Source organism: Enterobacter sp. BNK-13 (genome assembly GCF_048685015.1).
Taxonomy (GTDB): Bacteria; Pseudomonadota; Gammaproteobacteria; order Enterobacterales; family Enterobacteriaceae; genus Enterobacter; species Enterobacter quasiroggenkampii.
The window spans coordinates 1435934-1455549 of sequence record NZ_JBLQTP010000001.1; the positions used below are offsets into that span (position 1 = coordinate 1435934).

The 19616-nt window shown below is 59.5% G+C and carries 20 protein-coding genes; 8 read left to right on the plus strand and 12 right to left on the minus strand.

What is annotated here, in order from left to right; genetic code table 11:
• Positions 1 to 52 precede the first annotated feature (52 nt).
• Both msrB and ACMGGQ_RS06835 read left to right on the plus strand, forming a co-directional pair.
• Complete coding sequence (msrB, locus tag ACMGGQ_RS06830; protein WP_008500710.1) at positions 53 to 466, plus strand: peptide-methionine (R)-S-oxide reductase MsrB; 414 nt, start codon at positions 53 to 55, stop codon at positions 464 to 466.
• Positions 467 to 507: 41 nt separating this feature from the next.
• A complete protein-coding gene (locus ACMGGQ_RS06835) occupies positions 508 to 780 on the plus strand; it encodes a YeaC family protein (RefSeq protein ID WP_023327144.1) in 273 nt (90 codons plus the stop codon).
• Positions 781 to 831: 51 nt separating this feature from the next.
• Here ACMGGQ_RS06835 and ACMGGQ_RS06840 read toward each other — a convergent pair whose 3' ends face one another.
• From ACMGGQ_RS06840 to sppA, 4 genes are all read right to left on the minus strand, one after another.
• Entirely contained in the window at positions 832 to 2085 is a 1254-nt protein-coding gene (locus tag ACMGGQ_RS06840) for a glycoside hydrolase family 18 protein (protein ID WP_420289749.1), read from the minus strand.
• Between the two features lie 222 nt (positions 2086 to 2307).
• A complete protein-coding gene (gene pncA, locus ACMGGQ_RS06845) occupies positions 2308 to 2949 on the minus strand; it encodes a bifunctional nicotinamidase/pyrazinamidase (RefSeq protein ID WP_126534342.1) in 642 nt (213 codons plus the stop codon).
• Positions 2950 to 2958: 9 nt separating this feature from the next.
• Positions 2959 to 3975, minus strand: a complete 1017-nt coding sequence (gene ansA / locus ACMGGQ_RS06850) for an asparaginase (RefSeq protein WP_008500705.1) — start codon at positions 3973 to 3975, stop codon at positions 2959 to 2961.
• Positions 3976 to 4038: 63 nt separating this feature from the next.
• Complete coding sequence (sppA, locus tag ACMGGQ_RS06855; protein ID WP_420289750.1) at positions 4039 to 5895, minus strand: signal peptide peptidase SppA; 1857 nt, start codon at positions 5893 to 5895, stop codon at positions 4039 to 4041.
• A 167-nt stretch (positions 5896 to 6062) separates the two neighbouring features.
• Between sppA and ACMGGQ_RS06860 the strand changes: the two genes are divergently transcribed.
• From ACMGGQ_RS06860 to ACMGGQ_RS06870, 3 genes are all read left to right on the plus strand, one after another.
• Positions 6063 to 6614, plus strand: coding sequence for an NAD(P)H nitroreductase (locus ACMGGQ_RS06860; RefSeq protein ID WP_023327148.1), 552 nt, complete (start codon positions 6063 to 6065; stop codon positions 6612 to 6614).
• 116 nt (positions 6615 to 6730) lie between these two features.
• Entirely contained in the window at positions 6731 to 7774 is a 1044-nt protein-coding gene (gene selD / locus ACMGGQ_RS06865) for a selenide, water dikinase SelD (protein WP_420289751.1), read from the plus strand.
• Positions 7775 to 7778: 4 nt separating this feature from the next.
• Positions 7779 to 9686: a DNA topoisomerase III gene (locus ACMGGQ_RS06870; RefSeq protein WP_262779487.1), complete on the plus strand. Its 1908-nt coding sequence runs from the start codon at positions 7779 to 7781 to the stop codon at positions 9684 to 9686.
• Positions 9687 to 9757: 71 nt separating this feature from the next.
• On the opposite strand, the gene gdhA is transcribed toward ACMGGQ_RS06870, so the two are convergent.
• Positions 9758 to 11101 carry an NADP-specific glutamate dehydrogenase gene (gene gdhA, locus ACMGGQ_RS06875; protein ID WP_008500700.1) on the minus strand — a complete coding sequence of 448 codons (1344 nt, stop codon included), beginning with the start codon at positions 11099 to 11101 and terminating at the stop codon, positions 9758 to 9760.
• A gap of 229 nt (positions 11102 to 11330) precedes the next feature.
• Here gdhA and ACMGGQ_RS06880 point away from each other — a divergent pair, with 229 nt between their 5' ends.
• Positions 11331 to 11609: a DUF1496 domain-containing protein gene (locus tag ACMGGQ_RS06880; RefSeq protein ID WP_045910243.1), complete on the plus strand. Its 279-nt coding sequence runs from the start codon at positions 11331 to 11333 to the stop codon at positions 11607 to 11609.
• On the opposite strand, the gene ACMGGQ_RS06885 is transcribed toward ACMGGQ_RS06880, so the two are convergent.
• A complete protein-coding gene (locus ACMGGQ_RS06885; protein ID WP_048222605.1) occupies positions 11566 to 11985 on the minus strand; it encodes a pyrimidine (deoxy)nucleoside triphosphate diphosphatase in 420 nt (139 codons plus the stop codon). The genes ACMGGQ_RS06880 and ACMGGQ_RS06885 overlap by 44 nt on opposite strands.
• Positions 11986 to 12060: 75 nt before the next feature.
• On the opposite strand from ACMGGQ_RS06885, the gene ACMGGQ_RS06890 reads away from it, so the two are divergent.
• Together ACMGGQ_RS06890 and ACMGGQ_RS06895 are read left to right on the plus strand one after the other, a co-directional pair.
• Positions 12061 to 12630, plus strand: coding sequence for a carboxymuconolactone decarboxylase family protein (locus ACMGGQ_RS06890; RefSeq protein ID WP_024908562.1), 570 nt, complete (start codon positions 12061 to 12063; stop codon positions 12628 to 12630).
• On the plus strand, positions 12623 to 13240 hold the full coding sequence (locus ACMGGQ_RS06895) for a CDP-alcohol phosphatidyltransferase family protein (RefSeq protein ID WP_420289752.1): 618 nt from the start codon (positions 12623 to 12625) through the stop codon (positions 13238 to 13240). The genes ACMGGQ_RS06890 and ACMGGQ_RS06895 overlap by 8 nt, the downstream gene beginning before the upstream one ends.
• Here the strand turns inward: ACMGGQ_RS06895 and ACMGGQ_RS06900 are convergent.
• From ACMGGQ_RS06900 to xthA, 6 genes are all read right to left on the minus strand, one after another.
• Positions 13237 to 14544: a sulfurtransferase gene (locus ACMGGQ_RS06900; protein WP_234082249.1), complete on the minus strand. Its 1308-nt coding sequence runs from the start codon at positions 14542 to 14544 to the stop codon at positions 13237 to 13239. The two genes, ACMGGQ_RS06895 and ACMGGQ_RS06900, sit on opposite strands and share 4 nt — an antisense overlap.
• 73 nt (positions 14545 to 14617) lie before the next feature.
• Positions 14618 to 15238: an ATP-binding cassette domain-containing protein gene (locus tag ACMGGQ_RS06905; RefSeq protein WP_234082251.1), complete on the minus strand. Its 621-nt coding sequence runs from the start codon at positions 15236 to 15238 to the stop codon at positions 14618 to 14620.
• Entirely contained in the window at positions 15238 to 16767 is a 1530-nt protein-coding gene (locus ACMGGQ_RS06910; RefSeq protein WP_420289753.1) for a thiamine ABC transporter permease, read from the minus strand. Before ACMGGQ_RS06910 ends, ACMGGQ_RS06905 begins: the two co-directional genes overlap by 1 nt.
• The gene (locus ACMGGQ_RS06915; protein WP_420290559.1) at positions 16740 to 17900 is read right to left on the minus strand and encodes an ABC transporter substrate-binding protein; all 1161 of its coding nucleotides are present in this window, start codon (positions 17898 to 17900) and stop codon (positions 16740 to 16742) included. Before ACMGGQ_RS06915 ends, ACMGGQ_RS06910 begins: the two co-directional genes overlap by 28 nt.
• A 15-nt stretch (positions 17901 to 17915) precedes the next feature.
• Positions 17916 to 18599 (minus strand): TVP38/TMEM64 family protein, encoded by a 684-nt coding sequence (locus ACMGGQ_RS06920; protein WP_234082257.1) that lies wholly within the window; start codon positions 18597 to 18599, stop codon positions 17916 to 17918.
• Positions 18600 to 18605: 6 nt separating this feature from the next.
• Complete coding sequence (gene xthA / locus ACMGGQ_RS06925; protein WP_032667291.1) at positions 18606 to 19412, minus strand: exodeoxyribonuclease III; 807 nt, start codon at positions 19410 to 19412, stop codon at positions 18606 to 18608.
• Positions 19413 to 19616 lie beyond the last annotated feature (204 nt).

Sequence of the window (19616 nt, forward strand, 5' to 3'; positions counted from 1 at the left end):
TTGTTAGAATGCGGGGTAAAAGATGTCTGTTTCTACAGCGAGATGTAAGCATATGTCGAACCAACGTAACCCTGACGATTTGAAAAAAAACCTCACAGAAATGCAGTTTTACGTGACGCAGAACCACGGAACGGAACCCCCGTTCACTGGGCGTTTACTGCACAACAAGCGGGACGGTGTCTACCACTGCCTGGTCTGTGATGCCCCGCTGTTTAATTCACAAACGAAATTTGATTCGGGCTGCGGCTGGCCGAGCTTTTACGAGCCGGTGAGCGATGAGGCTATCCGCTATCTGACCGACTCGTCGCACGGCATGGTGCGCACGGAAATTCGCTGTGGCAACTGCGATGCGCACCTTGGCCACGTCTTCCCGGATGGCCCTCAGCCAACGGGCGAGCGTTTCTGCGTGAATTCAGCCTCAATGAGCTTCACCGATGATGAGAATGGCGACCAGATCAAGGGTTGAAAAAACGATTCAGCAAATTATTCCTTCGAAAGGGCGGGATTGTGAATATTGAAGACATGATTAGCGGTATGACGCCGGAAATTTATCAGCGTCTGGTCACCGCCGTAGAGCTGGGAAAATGGCCCGATGGCGTCGCGCTGACCCCGGAGCAGAAAGAGAACAGCCTGCAGCTGGTGATGCTGTGGCAGGCGCGCAATAACACCGACGCGCAGCACATGACGATCGACACCCGTGGTCAGATGGTGATGAAGAGCAAGCGTGAGCTGAAAGAGGACTTCGGTATCACGCCGAAGCCGATTGCGACTTTCAAATAAGGCTCTCCCTGTAGGCCGGGTAAGCGCTAGCGCCACCCGGCACACTACACCTTAGTGTGGGATCCCGAGCGACGCCGCCAGCTGCTTCGCTAACTGGTTTTCGTCATCCGCGCCGTACTCCCAGAACATCTCTCCGGCGAGCCCTTTCTGTTTGATGTAGTCCGCTTTGATCGCCACGGATCGCGGGTTCTCATACGAAATCGCAAACAGCGCGCTGCCATCGGCACCTTTCACCGAGAGCCACGGCACCTTTGCCTGGTCGTCCCAGTGTTCAGTAAAGCGTTTCTGCGGATCGTTCAGCAGCTTTTTGACAATATCGTTGTACTTCACGTAGGTATCTTTGGTCAGGTCATAGCCGAGTGACTTGAACAACCCAATTTCCTGCGGCCCGAAGTAGGGCTGAGTGGCCGGATTTTTTTGCGCATCGGGTTTCGTCCAGTCAATGCCCGGCTCCACGGCGCGTTTCGGTACGCGGCCATAGAAACCAATCCCGAGATTCATCTGCTGCGGCTTCAGCCCGGCGGCCAGATAGTTGTTCACCACAAAATCGACGCTGTATTTGTCCGCGGCGGCCACCGTCGGCCAGGTGCTGGAGTCATACAGGTTGGCGTTAAAATACTGCGTACCGTACGCCATGTCGTAGGTCATCAGGTTGATGTAGTCGAGCAGGGGCGCAATGGCTTTCACATCCACCCAGCTTTTCGGACTTTCCGCATTCGCGCCTACCGCAATGGTCACCAGCTTTTTGTGCCCGAACGCGTCGCGCATCTCCTTCAGCAGGGCGATAAAGTTATCCCGGTCAGCTGGCTGGCTTGCCACCAGCCCCCAGGCGCCGTTAACCGGATACTCCCAGTCGAGATCGATCCCGTCCAGACCATATTTTTCGACAATCTCCTGTGCGGAGCGGATGAACACCGCGCGGCTCTCTTGGGTTGCCGCTGCGCCAGAGAAGCCACGCGCGCCCCAGCCGCCGACGGAGAGCAGGACCTTAAGATTTGGGTTTTGCTTACGCAGAGTGGGGATTAAGGCCAGATCGGACGCCACTTTTGGCGATAGCCAGATTTGATGCAGCTTCGCCGGATCTTTCAGCGCGGCGTTGGTTTCGTCTTTTTCGTCGTTATAGACCAGACCAAACGAGTAGTTCAGGTGGGTGATCTGGCGAACGTCCAGTTTATTGATATCGCCACCCGGTCCGGCGGTGACATCGCCACCCCCGTTAAAGTAGCCCACGGACATCAGGGAACTGGCGGAGGCAACTGACGCGCAAAGCAAGGGTAATGCTGCCAGCAAGGGCAAACGTTTCATACAAGTTCCTCTTTGACTTAATAAAATTAACCACGCCACGGAAAAGGCGTGGCGAAAAAACAGCCTAAAGAGAATAGCATTGCCGCTTCGCTGAGGTTGCGAGGGAGTTCACTTTATGGGGATCGGAGGGGGAGTTTTGCCGGGTGGCGCTGACGCTTACCCGGCCTACAAAACCAAAGAAGTAGGCCGGGTAAGGCGCAGCCGCCACCCGGCTTAAAAGGCCTAAGCCTGCGTTTCCAGCCAGTCTTCGAGCGTATACAGCGTCGCGCCTTCCGCAGCCATATCCATAAACGCCTGGGCGCTGTCCTGCGGGTGAATGTTCACCCCGCGGCAGCCGTCGGTGATGACGCTGACGGTGTAGCCTAACTGAAGCGCATCCAGCACGGTGAACTTCACGCAGTAGTCCGTTGCCAGCCCCAGCACAATCAACTCGGTGATTTCGTGGTGACGTAACCACGCATCGAGAGCGGTTTTCTGACGATGCCCGTTATCAAAAAACGCGCTATAGCTGTCGATAGCCGGGTTTTCGCCTTTGTGGAACACCGCATCGATGGCCTTTTGATTCAGGAGCGGATGCAGCGCCGCGCCTTCCGTCTGCTGTACGCAGTGATCCGGCCAGAAGGTTTGCGCCAGCCCGTCGAGTTCACCCTGGGTGAACGGCTCGACGTTGTGCTGGCTGGCAAAGCTGCCGTGATTCGCCGGGTGCCAGTCCTGGCTTGCGACAACCGCTTCACCGCGGGCTTTGCACCAGTCAATCAGCGCGTTGGCCACGTCAACGGTGCTGTCACCTTCGGCGACGGCCAGCGCACCGCCCGCGCAGAAATCATTTTGCAAATCGACCAGGAGCAGGGCGCGTTGCTTCATGAGACCTCCTTATTCGTCAGGCGTCAGTTCGCCGCGCAGGTTTTGCATCATCGCGCTGCGAATGGACTGAATGTCCAGATCCTGACTCAGTAAATAGTGAAGTTTAGTCAGCGTTGCCTCAACGGTCATATCGAAACCGCTGATCACCCCCGCATGCGCCAGCGCGTTGCCGGTGGCATAGCCGCCCATATTCACTTTACCGGACATACACTGGGTCAGGTTCACCACCACAATTCCACGCTCGCTGGCTTCCTGAAGCTCTTTCAGGAATTCACCGTTCTGCGGCGCATTGCCCACGCCGTAGGAGCGCAGGATCAGCGCCTTCACCGGCTGGCGCAGGAAGTTACGCACCACGTCCGCAGAGATACCCGGATAGATGGTGACCACGCCAATCGGTTGCGGAGTAATCGGATGCACAATCAGCTCGCCCGCGGTGTTCGGCGCAGGAGGGGTTCCCAGACGACGGATATGAATACCGGCCTCCAGCAGCGGCTGCAGGTTAGGTGAGGCAAAGGCGTCAAAGCCGTCGGCGTGGGCTTTGGTGGTGCGGTTACCGCGATAAAGACGATTGTTAAAGAACAACGACACTTCGTTAATCGGGTAATTCGCCGCCACGTACAGGGAGTTCAGCAGGTTGATCTGCCCGTCGGAGCGCAGTTCCGCCAGCGGAATTTGCGACCCGGTGACGATAACCGGCTTGCTCAGGTTCTCCAGCATGAAGGAGAGCGCCGAGGCGGTAAACGCCATGGTGTCGGTACCGTGCAGGATCACGAAGCCGTCGTACTGGTCGTAATGGGCTTTAATGTCATCCGCGATGTGCTGCCAGTCTTCCGGCGTCATGTCGGAGGAGTCCATCAGCGGCTCGTATTCATGGATAGTAAAGTCAGGCATTTCCGGACGGTGGAATTCGGGCATCAGCGCAAGCTGACGCTGAAGGTGGCCGGAGACGGGGATGTAGCCGTTTTCGGAGCGCTGCATACCGATGGTACCGCCAGTGTAGGCTACATAAATCGATTTCTTCTGCATGGTAGTGAGTTCTTGTTCTTCAAAAGAAAAAAATCCCCTCTTCGCGGGAAGAGGGGACGGTTTTTAACGGACGTTCGCGCAGGTCAGGCAAAACGCGTAACGACTCTGTGGATCGTTAAAGGCCGCAAGCTTATCGCTTTCCGCCTTCATCGCTTTTGCCGCCGTGGCGACCGGCGCAGGCAGGTAAGCCTGCAGCGCCTCCGGCAGCATGGCGCGTACCGAGCCGGACATGCTGTCCATGACCATATCGAAGAACGACGGTTCGTCCTGGTAATACTCGATATGCCACTGCTTCAGCTTCGCCAGTTCGGCGGCTTTCTTCACCGCGTCATCGAAGTCACCCAGGCTGTCCACCAGTCCGTTGCTCTTCGCATCCTGACCGGTCCAGACGTGGCCCTGTGCAATCTGGTCGATCTGCTCAGGCGTCTTTTTACGCGAGTCTGCGACCAGGGTGATAAAGCGTTTATAGCCGCTCTCAATGCTGAGCTGCATCATCTCAGAGACTTCCGGCGGCAGGGATTTGGTCACCGAGACATCCGCCAGCGGAGAAGTCGCTACGCCGTCGGTATGCACGCCCAGAGAATCCAGGCTGTTCTCTACGGTGTTGATCACTCCGAAGATACCAATCGAGCCGGTCAGCGTGCTTGGGTTAGCCACGATGTAGTTGGCTGGCGTGGAGATCCAGTAACCTCCGGAGGCGGCCATTCCGCCCATTGAGACGACGACCGGCTTACCGGCGGCGCGCGCCGCGGCCAGTTCAGCGCGGATGACTTCGGAGGCGCTGACGCTACCGCCAGGGCTGTTGACCCGCAGGACAATCGCCTTCACTTTCGGATCCAGGCGCGCATCGCGGATTTGTGACGCGGTGGTATCGCCACCCACGTTCCCCGGGGTCTCCTGACCGTCCATGATCGCACCGTTAGCAAAGACCACCGCGACGCTGTCACCGTTCTCATCCGGTTTCTTCGTCGAGTAATCATACATGCTGATGGCGCTGTAATTTTTGTCCTCTTTGCTCCAGCCAAACTGTTTGCTCAGGGATTTTTCAATCTCTGCGCTGGTGCCCAGGGCATCAACCAGTTTGTTATCGAGCGCATATTTTGCGGTATCGCCGTCAACCTTACGCAGGCCTGCCAGCACGCCCTGCGCGCCAGGGAACACCTGCTCAGGCGTAATCTGACGGTTCGCGGCAACGGTGCCCAGATAGTTCTGCCACAGCTCACCAATCCAGCGGCTGTCCGCTTCGCGGGCGGCAGGGGACATATCGTCACGGATAAACGGCTCCACGGCAGATTTGTACGTACCGACGCGGAAGACGTGGGTGGTGACCTTCAGCTTATCGAGCAGCGATTTGTAGTACAGGCCGTTGGTGGCAAAGCCGTGCAGATCGACCGTACCCTGTGGGGAGAGCCAGATCTTATTGGCGAAGCTCGCCAGATAATATTGTCCCTGGCTGTAGCTGTCGCCCACGGCAATGACCGGCTTGCCGCTGTCGCGGAATTCGCGCAGCGCTTTACCGATGTACTGCATAGACGGCTGGTCGCCGCCGGCAAAATCTTTCAGATCCAGCACGATGCCGGTGATGTTGCGGTCATCTTTGGCCTGACGGATGGCATCGACGATATCGAACAGGGAATTTTCCTGCAGACGGTCTGACGTGGCGCCAAACAGCTGACGGCTGATTACGCCCAGACGGTTGCTGGCTGACGGTTTATCAACGATTACGCCGGTGATATCAAGTAGCAGGGCCCCGCGAGTCGAATGCTGCGCCTGATTCGCGTTGCTGATGTGCATCCAGATACCCGCGCAAGCCAGAACCAGCAGGATGAAGAAAATGTTCATCACCAGGTTGCGGACGAAGTTGAGCAGTCGCCACGTCCATTTAAAGAAACCGGCAATAATTCGCCAAAGGGTTCGCATGTATTCTCCCTAACCAGAAAATGACTGTTTCCGTCGCCACTGGACGGTAATGTTGGGTTATCGTAATGACCCAACCGCCACTTGTCAGCAGGAATCGCCTGCCAGGCTGTAACAAAATCTGCCGTCGTGTTAATTTTGTGAGTAAATTTCAAGAAAGGAGTTAACCAATGGACGCACTCGAACTGCTTGTTAACCGCCGTAGCGCTTCCCGTCTGGCCGAACCTGCCCCGGCAGGCGAGCAGCTGGAGAACATTCTGCGTGCCGGCATGCGTGCCCCCGATCATGGCACACTGCAGCCGTGGCACTTCTTTGTAATTGAAGGCGAAGGACGCGATCGTTTCAGCCAGCTGCTGGAGCAGGGGGCGGTGGCCGCAGGGCAGGATGAGAAGGGGATCGACAAGGCGCGCAATGCCCCGTTCCGCGCCCCGATGATCATCGCCGTCGTGGCAAAATGTCAGGCGGGCCATAAGGTGCCGGTCTGGGAGCAGGAAATGTCCGCGGGCTGTGCGGTGATGGCGATGCAAATGGCCGCCGTCGCGCAAGGCTTCAACGGTATCTGGCGTACCGGTGCGCTGACCGAAAGCCCGGCGGTCCGTGACGGTTTTGGCTGCGGTGAGCATGACAAAATTGTCGGTTTCCTCTACCTCGGTACCCCGCAGCTTAAAGCCTCCAGCACCATCAGCGTGCCGGACACCACGCCTTTCGTCAGCCGCTTCTGATAGCGCACGCTAAACTGTCTGGATTCTGAGCATCTGTCGCAGAATTCAGACAGTCATACTTACCTCTTTATGGAATGAGCGCTACCATAGCGCGATTGAGATGACAGGAGACGTCCATGAGCGAGCAAACCATTCGTTTAACGCAGTACAGCCACGGAGCCGGTTGCGGTTGTAAAATTTCCCCGAAAGTGCTGGAGACCATCCTGCACAGTGAACAGGCGAAGTTTGTCGACCCGAACCTGCTTGTCGGCAATGAAACGCGCGACGATGCTGCAGTTTATGACTTAGGTAACGGCACCAGCATTATCAGTACCACCGACTTCTTTATGCCGATTGTCGACAATCCGTTCGATTTCGGGCGCATTGCGGCCACCAACGCCATCAGCGATATCTTTGCCATGGGCGGTAAGCCGATTATGGCGATCGCCATTCTGGGCTGGCCGATCAACACCATCCCGCCGGAAGTGGCTCGTGAAGTGATTGATGGCGGCCGTTTCGCCTGCCAGCAGGCAGGAATTGCGCTGGCCGGTGGTCACTCTATCGATGCGCCGGAGCCTATCTTCGGCCTGGCCGTCACCGGTGTGGTGCCGACCGAACGCGTGAAGCGCAACAGCACCGCGCAGGCGGGCTGCAAGCTGTTCCTCACCAAGCCGCTGGGCATTGGCGTGCTGACCACCGCCGAGAAAAAGTCCCTGCTGAAACCGGAGCACAAAGGGCTGGCAACCGAAGTCATGTGCCAGATGAACCTCGCCGGTGCGGCGTTCGCCAATATCGACGGCGTGAAGGCGATGACCGACGTGACCGGTTTTGGTCTGCTGGGGCACCTCTCCGAAGTGTGTCAGGGCGCGGGCGTGCAGGCGCAGGTCTGGTATCAGGACGTGCCGAAGCTGCCGGGCGTGGAGGAGTACATTGCTCAGGGTGCCGTTCCTGGCGGTACCCAGCGTAACTTCGCCAGCTACGGTCACCTGATGGGCGAAATGCCAGAAGAATGGCGCAACCTGCTGTGCGATCCGCAAACCTCCGGCGGCCTGCTGCTGGCGGTGACGCCGGAATCCGAATCCGAGGTCCAGGCCACGGCCGCCGAGTTTGGCATTACCCTGACGGCGATCGGCGAGCTGGTGACCGCGCGCGGTGGCCGACCGATGATTGAGATCCGTTAATTCGATGCGGTTGTTTATTGCCGAAAAGCCGAGCCTGGCCCGTGCCATTGCCGATGTGCTGCCCAAGCCGCATCGCAAAGGCGACGGCTTTATCGAATGCGGTAACGGGCAGGTTGTCACCTGGTGTATCGGTCACCTGCTTGAGCAGGCGCAGCCGGATGTCTACGACAGCCGCTACGCCCGCTGGAATTTGAACGATCTGCCCATCGTGCCGGAAAAATGGCGCCTGCAGCCCCGACCGTCGGTCACCAAACAGCTCAACGTGATCAAGCGCTTCCTGCATGAAGCCGAAGAAATCGTGCACGCGGGTGACCCGGACAGGGAAGGACAGCTGCTGGTCGATGAGGTGCTGGACTATCTGGAGCTGGCGCCGGAAAAGCGCCAGCAGGTGCAGCGCTGCCTGATCAACGACCTCAACCCGCAGGCGGTGGAGCGAGCCATTTCGCGCCTGCGCGCCAACAGCGAGTTTATTCCGCTGTGCGTCTCGGCGCTCGCGCGTGCCCGCGCCGACTGGCTGTACGGTATCAACATGACCCGCGCCTACACCATCCTCGGGCGCAACGCGGGCTATCAGGGCGTGCTCTCCGTGGGGCGCGTGCAGACGCCGGTGCTGGGGCTGGTCGTGCGTCGTGACGAAGAGATTGAGAACTTCGTCGCTAAAGATTTCTTTGAGGTGAAAGCGCATATCGTCACGCCTAAAGACGAGCGCTTCACCGCCGTCTGGCAGCCGAGCGATGCCTGCGAGTCGTATCAGGATGAAGAGGGGCGTTTGCTGCACCGCCCGCTGGCGGATCATGTGGTTAACCGCATTACCGGACAGCCGGCTATCGTTACCAGCTATAACGATAAACGGGAATCAGAACCCGCGCCGCTGCCGTTCTCGCTGTCGGCCCTGCAGATTGAGGCCGCGAAGCGCTTCGGCCTGAGCGCGCAGAATGTGCTGGATATCTGCCAGAAGCTCTACGAAACCCACAAGCTGATCACCTATCCGCGTTCGGATAGCCGCTATCTGCCGGAAGAGCATTTTGCCGGTCGTCATTCTGTGATGAACGCCATTAGCGTGCATGCGCCGGATCTGCTGCCGCAGCCGGTGGTGAACCCGGACACCCATAACCGCTGCTGGGACGACAAAAAGGTGGACGCCCACCACGCGATTATCCCGACGGCGCGCGCCAGCAACGTCAATCTGACCGACAACGAAGCAAAGGTCTATAACCTGATCGCCCGCCAGTACCTGATGCAGTTCTGTCCGGACGCGGTGTTCCGCAAATGCGTGATCGAACTGGAAATCGCGAAAGGGAAATTCATTGCGAAAGCCCGTTTCCTTGCTGAAGCAGGCTGGCGCACGCTGCTGGGGAATAAAGAGCGTGACGAGGAGAACGACGGCACGCCGCTGCCCGTTGTTGCCAAAGACGATGAGCTGCTGTGTGAAAAAGGGGAAGTGGTGGAACGTCAGACCCAGCCGCCGCGCCATTTCACCGATGCGACGCTGCTGTCCGCGATGACCGGCATCGCCCGGTTCGTGCAGGATAAAGATCTGAAGAAGATCCTGCGCGCCACCGACGGTCTGGGTACGGAGGCAACCCGCGCGGGTATCATCGAGCTGCTCTTTAAGCGCGGTTTTCTTGAGAAAAAGGGGCGCTATATCCATTCGACCGAGCCGGGCCGCGCGCTGATTCATTCCCTGCCGGAGCTGGCCGCCAGGCCTGACATGACCGCGCACTGGGAGTCGGTGCTGACGCAGATTAGCGAGAAGCAGTGCCGCTATCAGGACTTTATGCAGCCGCTGGTGGGGACGCTTTACCAGCTGATCGATCAGGCGCGCAGCACGCCGGTGAAGCGCTTCAGAGGGATGGTTGCACCAGGCGCGGGTGCGAAGAAACCGTTTAAAAAGAAGAAGAGCGCGGCCTGATACGCCCGGTTTTCTCCCTCTCCCTGTGGGAGAGGGCCGGGGTGAGGGCACCCGGCCGCACGATATAAAGCTTAAATCACACCCTGCCCAATCATCGCATCCGCTACCTTCACGAACCCGGCGATATTCGCCCCGCGCACGTAATTGGTTTGCGATGCTTCACCGCCGTACTCCACGCACGCATGGTGAATATCCAACATGATATGGTGCAGGCGTGCGTCCACTTTTTCCGCCTTCCAGCCGAGACGCGCGGCGTTTTGCGCCATCTCGAGGCCGGAGGTCGCTACGCCGCCCGCGTTAGCGGCCTTGCCCGGTGCAAACAGCACACCCGCCTCCAGGAACAGGTCCGTCGCGTCGATCGTGGTCGGCATGTTCGCCCCCTCGGCCACCGCTTTTACGCCATTGCTAATCAACGTGCGCGCGGCTTCAGCATCCAGCTCGTTCTGCGTGGCGCACGGCAGGGCGATATCCACCGGCACGCCCCACGGCTGTTTCCCTTCCAGGTAGGTCAGGCCAAACTCCCGGGCGTAATCCGCCACGCGTCCATCGCGGCTGGCTTTGATTTCACACAGGCGCGCCAGCTTCTCTGCCGTGAAGCCCGCTTCATCCACCACCGTTCCGCTGGAATCAGAGGCGGTCACTACGCGAGCGCCAAACTGCATCGCTTTCTCAATCGCGTACTGCGCCACGTTACCGGAGCCGGACACCGCGACGCGCATACCTTCGAAGCCTAAGCCGTGACGCTTGAGCATGGCTTCGGTGAAGTAAACCAGGCCGTACCCGGTCGCTTCCGGGCGGATCAGGCTCCCGCCAAACGACAACCCTTTGCCGGTAAAGACGCAGGCGCTATTGTTGGAGAGCTTTTTCATCATCCCGGCCATAAAGCCTACTTCACGCCCGCCCACGCCGATATCACCGGCAGGCACGTCGGTGTCAGGACCAAGATGGCGATAGAGTTCGGTCATCAGCGCCTGGCAGAAACGCATCACTTCGCCTTCGCTTTTGCCTTTCGGGTCGAAATCGCTGCCGCCTTTCCCGCCGCCCATGGGCAGCGTGGTCAGCGCGTTTTTAAAGGTCTGCTCGAAGCCGAGGAATTTCAGAATCGACAGGTTCACGGACGGATGGAAACGCATGCCGCCCTTAAACGGACCGATGGCCGAGTTAAACTGTACGCGCCACGCGCGGTTAACCTGCACCTGGTTGCGATCGTCCACCCACGTCACGCGGAACTGGATCACGCGCTCTGGCTCGACAAGGCGTTCAAGCAAAGACATCTGGCGATAGCGCGGGTTTTGTTCAAGGAAGGGCCACAGGGTGGTCATCACTTCGCGCACGGCCTGGGCGAACTCGCTTTGGTGCGGGTCGCGCTGCTGAACGTGGGCAAGGAAACTTTCCAGAGAGCGTGTCTGATCCATAGATATAAGAACCTCTTATAATAATGTTTGTATATGACTTATGCGTTTTGTGTTGTTTTTTTGACTATACCACCCGTACTGCTTTGTCTGGCAAGCAGAAATTCAGGGCGAAAGGGAAATTAATGAAATGAGCTGCGTCATAACCAAAAGCGATGACGAGATATATTAAAGGTTCCGCGCCGGTTTACCGTTATAGTCATTATCAAGGGAAAAACAGGAAGATGTGTCTATGAACCGTTATCTACTGACCGCGTTATGTGTGATCTTTACCGCAGGTGCGCAGGCTGACCGCATTCGCCCGGACGTGGAAGTGAATGTGCCGCCGGAAGTGTTTAGCTCCAGCGGCCAGAATCAAACGGTGCAGCCCTGTAATCAGTGCTGCATCTATCAGAACCAGAACTACTCGGAAGGGGCCGTGGTGAAAGCGGAGGGCGTGCTGTTGCAGTGCCAGCGCGACGAGCGCGTTATTGGCACGAACCCGCTGGTCTGGCGTCGCGTAAAACAATAAACGCTTCCAGAAGGGGAATATCCGCGGGAGCTAAGGCGTAGCCGAACGCCTCTTCCGGCGTACACCACGCCAGCGCGCTGTGGTAGTGCGCCGTGAGCTCGCCGCTAAACGCAGGAACGTGCCAGGCGTGCAGGTTGATTAACCGCTGCGAGACTTCGCGCTGGTGGCTGGCCACGTATTGCGCAGGGCGTGCTTCAATACCTAACTCTTCACGCAGCTCGCGGATAAGCGCCTCGGGCTGGGTTTCACCCGCCTCGACTTTGCCGCCTGCAAATTCCCACATGCCCGGCTGGTCGGCGTGGGCAGGGCGCTGTGCCAGTAAAATTTTGTCGTCTTTTTCGATGATGGCGGCAACGACATCGAGTGTTTTCAGCATGGTCGTCAATAATTGATAGCGAAAAAAGACATATTATCGTGCCCTTTCTCAGAGTCCAGCTATCAGGAGAATCAGGTGAAAGAGACTACCGCCTGGGTTGCCCCTATCGAATCCCTTCCCGCCAGCCTTAAACCCATTGCCGTGATGCAGAAAAAGCATTTTGGCGCCGTGCTGAATCCCACGCGCTGGTGGGGGCGCATGCCGCGTCTGTTCTGGCTGGTGGCGCTGTTCGTCGGTTTTCTGGAGCGTCGTCGCGCGCGCCTGACGCCCGTGCTTCGTTCGCTGCTCATGACGCGGGTGTCCCAACTCTGCCACTGCGCTTTCTGTATTGATGCCAACAGCCTGCGGCTGGCCGAGCGCTGCGGGGCGCTGGATAAGGTGCAGGCCGTGAGCGACTGGCAGGGTTCCGCCTTGTTCACGGAGCAGGAGCGCGCGGCGCTGGCCTACGCCGAGGCGGTGACCGCCACGCCGCCCCGGGCGGATGAGGCCATCAGAGCGGCGCTGAAGCGCCATTTTACGGATGACGCTATCACCGAGATGACGGCGCTCATTGCCTTTCAGAATCTCTCTGCCCGCTTTAACGCCGCGCTGGATATTCCGGCGCAGGGGCTGTGCGCCACCTTTAACGAGACGCCTCATGCTTGATCGCCACCTTCATCCGCGGATAAAACCTGCTCTGAATCGTCTGGTCTCCGTGCTGGACCGACCGGGAATAACGCCCGACGGAATAACCCTGACCGGGTTTGCCATCGGCGTGCTGGCGCTGCCGTTTCTGGCCCTTGGCTGGTATCCGGCGGCGCTGGTCGTCATCGTGCTGAACCGCCTGCTGGACGGTCTGGATGGGGCGCTGGCGCGCCGCAGAGGGCTGACCGATGCGGGGGGATTTCTCGATATTGCGCTCGATTTTCTGTTCTACGCCCTGGTGCCGTTTGGCTTTGCGCTGGCAGCACCCGTTGAGAATGCGCTGGCCGCGGCCTGGCTGCTGTTTGCGTTTATCGGGACCGGCAGCAGTTTTCTGGCGTTTGCGGCGCTGGCCGCGAAGCACGACATCGACAACCCCGGCTATGCGCACAAGTCGTTTTATTACATCGGCGGGTTAACGGAAGGGACGGAGACCCTCGCGCTGTTTGTGCTGTGCTGCCTCTTTCCGGCGCACTTTACGCTTTTCGCGTGGGTATTTGGCGCGCTGTGCTGGCTGACCACCACAACGCGCATCTGGAGCGGCTACGTGACGCTGAAGTCACTTAACCCTTAGAGCGCGCTTTCAGGTCCGCGCTCACCGGTCGTCACCGGGTTCTGCGGGTGACTGCTCCATTCGTACCAGCCGCCGTCATAGACGGCGATATTCTTCCAGCCCATCGCCCGGGCGTACATAAAGGTTTCGGACGCCCGCCAGCCGGTGCCGCAGTAAAACGCGACGTGCTGTTCCGGCAGAATATTCCAGCGCTTCCACTGGGCGGCGATGTCGTCAGCGCTGCGCATGGTGCCATCCGGGTTATGGAAATCCTCCATGTGGGTAGCATCGCTGCCCGCGTGACCCCAGCGGGAACCGGCAATTTCACCTTTTGGCTTGATGTAGCTGTAGCCGCTGGTTTCGCCGATGAACTCCGGCCACGAGCGAATGCTGACCAGGGAGGCATCCTGACGGTGCAGCATGCCGCGCGCCTGTTCCATATCCACCATCAGCTGCGGCTGACCGGGTATCGGCGCGCCAAAATCGGGGGCTGGCGTTACTTTACCTGGCGTGCCGCGCTCAACCGGCAGGCCTGCATCTGACCACGCCTTCCAGCCGCCGTCGAGAATACGCACATCCTTCACGCCCGCATACAGCATAATCTGCGCCACGCGCGCGGCGGCGTAGACGTCGCGGCCATACAAGATGACGGTGGTGTCGTGACGGATCCCGTGCTTCGCCAGCATCGCTTTCAGCTTGTCGTCGGAGACTTTATTCCACAGCGGTTCGCTTTCCACCTCGTTGGTGTCGATATAGCCCGCGCCGGGAATGTGGTTCAGCAGGTAAAACTTCGGTGCACCCCAGGCGGCTTCGATCACTTTCCAGTCGCCCGCCGGTGCGGCAGTCACGGGTTTACCCTGCTGGAGCCGGTGGATCCACTGCGGGTAAACCAGCTGTTCAAAGTGGGGCAGACGCTGAAGGCGATCTGGGGTCTGCAGTGCATCGCTGAGCAGCGAAACGTGGCGGTAACCGGCTTTCTCCAGGCGGGCTTTCACCGCCTGGTTATCGTTTTCGTCGCCGTACAGCGCGATGGCCGTCGCAGGGGTAAGCTGATGCTGTTTGGCCCACAGCGCAATCTGCTCGTCGCTCATGGCGCTAAGCCAGGCGGCAGCAAGGTTGAGTGCGGCGGGTTCATGCCCGGAGGGGCCGCTGAGCGTCTGCGGCCAGCCGTTATAGAAGGCGCTGGCGCGTGTGTCGACAGGCGTGCCGTGCTGTGCCTGAAGCTGAGACAGCGTGATGGCGTTGGGCATATCAGCCGCCAGCGAGGAAAAAGAAGCGAGGCCGCAGAGCAGGGCCAGCGCGGTCAGTTGAGAAACACGTTTCATCGTATAACCTGACGTCAGTAAAAGAGGGGGGCATTGTCGTCTCTCCCGAATCGGAAAACATTGCGTTAGCACATTATTGCCAGCGAGAAATCTCAATCAGCTCGCCGCCGGGTGGAATATCGTCCTCATCGTGCGTGACCAGCACCACCGGAATATTGCGCGCGCGGACGGCGTCAAACACCCATGCCCGAAATGAGGCCCGTAACGCTTTATCGAGGCGGCTGAACGGCTCATCCAGCAGCAGCGCCTGCGGCTCCGCGAGCAGGGCCCGCAGCAGGCTGACCCGGGCTCGCTCCCCGCCGGAGAGGGTGGCTGGATCGCTGGCGTAATGGCCGCTCAGCTCGGCGGAATCCAGCGCCTGCGCGACCGCCTCCCGCCGCGCGCGTCCGGTGATGCGCTCAGGCAGCGCCAGCAGCAAATTTTGCCCGACGCTAAACTGATCGAACAGCAGCGCGTCCTGAAAGAGAATACCCAGCCCGCGGGACTCCACGGGAAGCGCGTCGCAGCGACGCGCGTCGAGCCACAGTTCGCCCCGCGCCTGGAAATCGTCTGACAGCGCGCCGACCATCCAGGCAAAAAGGGTCGACTTTCCGCTGCCGGACGGCCCCATCAGGGTGACGATCTCCCCGCGGGGCACGCAAAAACTGACCTCGCGGAAAAGCGGTTCGATGGTGAGATTTTTTACCTTCAGCATTAACGTAACCCTTGTCGGTAGCGGCCCACGAGCCGGGATAGCAGGGCGGCAAGACCAAATACCGTGCCCGTGACCAGCAGTAATCCCAGCGCCCGGTTAGCGAGAATCGGGATGCTGCCCCCGCTGCTGAGCGCGACGGTTTCGGTGGTCAGCGTGGCGAAACGCCCCGCGCCCAGCCACAGCGTTGGCATGTATTGCGCCATGCTGACGGAAAAGCCGGTGGCAAAGGCCAATAGCGCAGGGCGCACCAGCAGGGGGCATTTCACCAGGCAGAAGACTTTGGCCCGTCGCCAGCCGAGGGTTCTGGCGGTGAGGAGCAGACGGGGATCGATCCTGCGCCAGGCGGGTTGCAGCACCAGCAGCGTCCACGGCAATACCCACAGGAGGTGGCTCCAGAGCACGGCGGCGTAGTGCCCGTCGACGCCCAGGTGCAATGCAATCGCATACTGGCCGGTGACGAGCGGGAGGGCCGGAAGGGCGAGCGGTAACCATACCCACAGCGCGCCGCGCTGCGGACCCCATTCCAGCCAGAGTAAGCCGACGACCAGGGCGATCAGGGCTGACAGCAGACCGAAGGACAGGCTGGTCCCCACCGGGCCAACGTCTTCCCGTTGCGTCAGCATCAGCAGCACCGCGGCGCACAGCACGCCGCACGCGGGCAGGAACCCGCTCAGTGCCCGCTCAGGCAGGGCGAGCTGCGACCGGGGACGCGTTCCGCTGAAGTCCGCAAGCGTGCGAACCCATGCCTTCCAGAGTCCGTATCCCAGAGCGGCAAGCGCGGCCAGCAGCAGAAGGAGAAGCAGGCACAGCAGCGTCCCTTTTGCCTGCTGCTGCGCGTCGCCCTGGCTTAACCACTGCCAGGCCAGCACGGCCAGGGTAGGCGGGTTGCCCGGCCCGAGAACGATCGCCACATCGACGACCGACAGCGACCACGCCAGCACCGCCAGCATTACTGCCCCGAGGACAGGGGCGATAGCCGGAAGGATCAGCCAACTGAGCGTCTGAAAACGGCCGTAGCCGAATGTCTGCAGGACGATTTTCTGCTGCGCGAGTCGTTTTTCCGGCAGCACGGCGTAAATCGCCCACAGGACAAAGGCGCTCTCTTTGACCGCGAGCGTCAGCCCCAGCCCGGCGCCGTAGCGGTCAAACGGTGGGGAACAGACGGTGCAGACCTGATAAAACAGACCGCCCTCGGCAAACAGCAGTAATGCGCCGGTGGCGAACGCCACATGGGGGATCGCCAGCAGCCACGGCAGGCGGGTTGTGAGACGTCGCCAGCGTTTCCCGGGCCAGACAAGGCTGACGAGGAGAAGGGCAATCAGCAACGCCCCCAGCGTGGCGATGAGCGTTGAGACCAGCGTGGCAATGGTTGCCTGAGGCAGCTGCGGATCGTTCAGCAGCCGCTGCCAGTTTGTCACCGAAAACGCTGGGGCAAGCAGCATGGCGCCGGCGGGCAGGAGCGGCAGATAAATTACCGCCATCGCCAGCCAGACAAGCCCGCTCAGCGGGTGCCGTAACGACGCAGCCATTCCTGCTCCAGCGCATTCACCCAGTCGGACTGGGGCTCTGCAAGCACCTTCGGCAGCCCCTGCGGCGTGTGGGCCAGCAGCTGTTTGGCTTCACCTTCAGGCAGCGTTTTGGCATCCAGCACGCTCGGATCGCCCCAGATGGCCGGGTCAGCTTTGCGGATCTGCGCCTGCGGTGAAAGCAGGAAATTGGCGACCACTTTCGCCCCTGCGCTGGCGCTGGCATTGGCCGGAATCGCCACAAAATGGACGTTGCCAATCGTTCCGCCGTGGAAACCAAAGCTGTAGCTGTCGGCGGGAAGTTCGCCGCTCGCCACTTTTTGCTGCGCATGTGCGGGGTTAAAGGTCAGGGACAGGTTCAGGCTGCCGCTGGCAAGCAGGGCATCCATCCGTGCAGGAGAAGGGGGGAAATCTTTCCCTTCGCGCCACAGCAGCGGGTGGAGTTTGTCCAGATAATCCCAGAGCGGCGCCGTCACCTCGGCAAAGGTGCTATCGGGGGCCTTTTGCAGCGCGTCCGGGTGAGCGGTCAGCGTCAGCAGCAGCTGCTCAAGAAATGCCGTGCCGGTAAAATCTGGCGGGCGAGGATAGCTGATCTTGCCGGGGTGCTGCTGCGCGTAAGCCAGCAGCGCCTGAGGATCCACAGGCGGCGTCGGCATGCTGGCCTTGCGGGCGATAAAGGTCAGCTGCGCGCCTCCCCACGGCGATTCCGCGCCGTCTGTGGGAATCGCAAAATCCTCCGTAACCGGTTTGCGGGTATCGACATAGCGCCAGTTGGGCAACGTCTGCGCCCATCCGGTCTGCAGCAGGTTTGCCTCTTTCAGCGTGCGGAAGTTCTCGCCGTTAACCCACAGCAGGTCGACGGAGCCGTTGGTCTTACGCCCCGCGGCGGCTTCGGTCTGAATACGTTTTACCGCGTCGGCGGCATCCGCCAGCGGGACAATTTTAAGGGTAATGGCATAGTGCGTTTGCATCTCACCGCTGACCCACTCCAGATAGCGGTTGACCGCCGGATCGCCGCCCCAGGCGTTAAACCAGACGGTCTGGCCTTTAGCCTGATACTGAATGGCCTGCCAGCCGTCGGCGGCAAATAGGGGGGCTGCCAGCAGCAGACCGGTCAGAAACGTGCAAAAACGCACACGGCGCATAATGCCTCACTTTTTAGCAGACGGGAGAAAACGGGAAAACAGCCGGCGGGTGACCAGCGGTAATAACCCCAGTAGTGTAAAGGCGAATACCATGCCCGGCGACAAAATATCGCGCAGCGAGGTCACTTTTCCCAGCGCGCGCCCGGCGTTCAGAAAGATAATCGTGGCGGGCAGCATGGCGACCTGGCTCACCCACCAGTAGCGAAATACCCCAATCCGGGTTAGCCCCATCAGCAAATTCACCAGAAAAAACGGGAACAGCGGCATCAGGCGCAGGGCAAAAAGAAAGTTCGCGCCGTCGCGTGCCATGCCGGTATTCACCGTACTCATCTGCCGGGCAAACCGCCGTTGCACCCAGTCGCGCAAAAAATAGCGGCTGGCGAGCATCGCCAGCGTGGCCCCGAGTGTGGAGGCAAAGGAGACCAGCACGGTGCCTTCCCACAGGCTAAACAATGCCCCGCCCAGCAGGGTCAGGACCGCCGCGCCGGGTATCGAGAGGGCGGAGACCGCCACATAGACCGCAAAGAAGATCAGCGCGCTGCGCAGCGGCGCGTGGTCGACATAGGCGAGTAACGCCTGGTGGTGCGTTTTAATCCCTTCCAGGGAGAGGGGGCCCGGGGGAAGCATGACAAACGTCAACATAAATGCGCCCAGAAGGGCGCACAGGAAGAGTGTTTTTGGAATGTTCACGCGTCATTACAGCTTGAATTTAGCCCACACTGGCGCGTGGTCAGATGGTTTTTCCATGCTGCGGATGTCGTAGTCGATCCCGGTTTCGATGCAGCGCTCGGCCAGCGGTGTACTGGCGAGCAGAAGATCGATACGCAGGCCGCGGTTGTCGTCAAAGCCTTTAGAGCGATAGTCAAACCAGGAGAAGCGATCCTGCGTTTCCGGGTTGGCATTGCGGAAGGTATCCACCAGGCCCCAGCCCAGCAGGCGCTCCATCCACTCACGCTCTTCCGGCAGGAAGGAGCATTTGCCGGTGCGTAGCCAGCGTTTGCGGTTCTCTTCGCCAATGCCGATATCGAGATCCGTCGGGCTGATATTCATGTCGCCCATGATCAGCACCGGATTCTCTTTTTTGAGTTCGGTGGTCAGGTAGTCCTGCAGATCCTGATAAAACTTCGCTTTCGCCGGGAATTTGGTTTCATGGTCACGGCTCTCACCCTGCGGGAAATAGCCGTTGATGACCGTGATATTCCCGATCGCAGAAGGGACTTCCGCCATGATAATACGACGCTGCGCTTCTTCACCGTCGCCCGGGAAGCCGCGACGCACGGAAACCGGCGGCGCTTTGGTGAGCAGCGCGACGCCATAGTGACCTTTCTGGCCATGATAAAAGACGTTGTAGCCGAGTTTCGCCACCTCTTCGAGGGGGAACATGTCGTCGTGAACCTTTGTCTCCTGCAGGCCGATCACATCTGGCTGATGTTGCTCAACGATAGCTTCAAGCTGATGAGGGCGGGCACGCAGGCCGTTGATATTAAAAGAGACAAATTTCATAGTCGCTGCCAGTGCAAGGTGAATAGTGCAAGGATGGTAGCAGAATTTGCGTCAACTGTTACCGGCTTCGACCAATAACTGCAACAGATAATGCCGGTGGTGCAATATTTGCACCATTCTGACGCGCTTCGCCCTCAAACAGGGCGTAAATGGTCGATAAATTTCGCGAGCGATCACAATTCCAGAATTATATTTGGCCTGTGC

Bases quoted from the DNA above. Each gene is read 5' to 3' on its own strand.
- msrB (WP_008500710.1), top strand. From the start codon at position 53: ATGTCGAACCAACGTAACCCTGACGATTTGAAAAAAAACCTCACAGAA.
- ACMGGQ_RS06840 (WP_420289749.1), bottom strand. From the start codon at position 2,085: ATGAAACGTTTGCCCTTGCTGGCAGCATTACCCTTGCTTTGCGCGTCA.
- pncA (WP_126534342.1), bottom strand. From the start codon at position 2,949: ATGAAGCAACGCGCCCTGCTCCTGGTCGATTTGCAAAATGATTTCTGC.
- ansA (WP_008500705.1), bottom strand. From the start codon at position 3,975: ATGCAGAAGAAATCGATTTATGTAGCCTACACTGGCGGTACCATCGGT.
- sppA (WP_420289750.1), bottom strand. From the start codon at position 5,895: ATGCGAACCCTTTGGCGAATTATTGCCGGTTTCTTTAAATGGACGTGG.
- ACMGGQ_RS06860 (WP_023327148.1), top strand. From the start codon at position 6,063: ATGGACGCACTCGAACTGCTTGTTAACCGCCGTAGCGCTTCCCGTCTG.
- selD (WP_420289751.1), top strand. From the start codon at position 6,731: ATGAGCGAGCAAACCATTCGTTTAACGCAGTACAGCCACGGAGCCGGT.
- ACMGGQ_RS06870 (WP_262779487.1), top strand. From the start codon at position 7,779: ATGCGGTTGTTTATTGCCGAAAAGCCGAGCCTGGCCCGTGCCATTGCC.
- gdhA (WP_008500700.1), bottom strand. From the start codon at position 11,101: ATGGATCAGACACGCTCTCTGGAAAGTTTCCTTGCCCACGTTCAGCAG.
- ACMGGQ_RS06880 (WP_045910243.1), top strand. From the start codon at position 11,331: ATGAACCGTTATCTACTGACCGCGTTATGTGTGATCTTTACCGCAGGT.
- ACMGGQ_RS06885 (WP_048222605.1), bottom strand. From the start codon at position 11,985: ATGCTGAAAACACTCGATGTCGTTGCCGCCATCATCGAAAAAGACGAC.
- ACMGGQ_RS06895 (WP_420289752.1), top strand. From the start codon at position 12,623: ATGCTTGATCGCCACCTTCATCCGCGGATAAAACCTGCTCTGAATCGT.
- ACMGGQ_RS06900 (WP_234082249.1), bottom strand. From the start codon at position 14,544: ATGAAACGTGTTTCTCAACTGACCGCGCTGGCCCTGCTCTGCGGCCTC.
- ACMGGQ_RS06905 (WP_234082251.1), bottom strand. From the start codon at position 15,238: ATGCTGAAGGTAAAAAATCTCACCATCGAACCGCTTTTCCGCGAGGTC.
- ACMGGQ_RS06910 (WP_420289753.1), bottom strand. From the start codon at position 16,767: ATGGCTGCGTCGTTACGGCACCCGCTGAGCGGGCTTGTCTGGCTGGCG.
- xthA (WP_032667291.1), bottom strand. From the start codon at position 19,412: ATGAAATTTGTCTCTTTTAATATCAACGGCCTGCGTGCCCGCCCTCAT.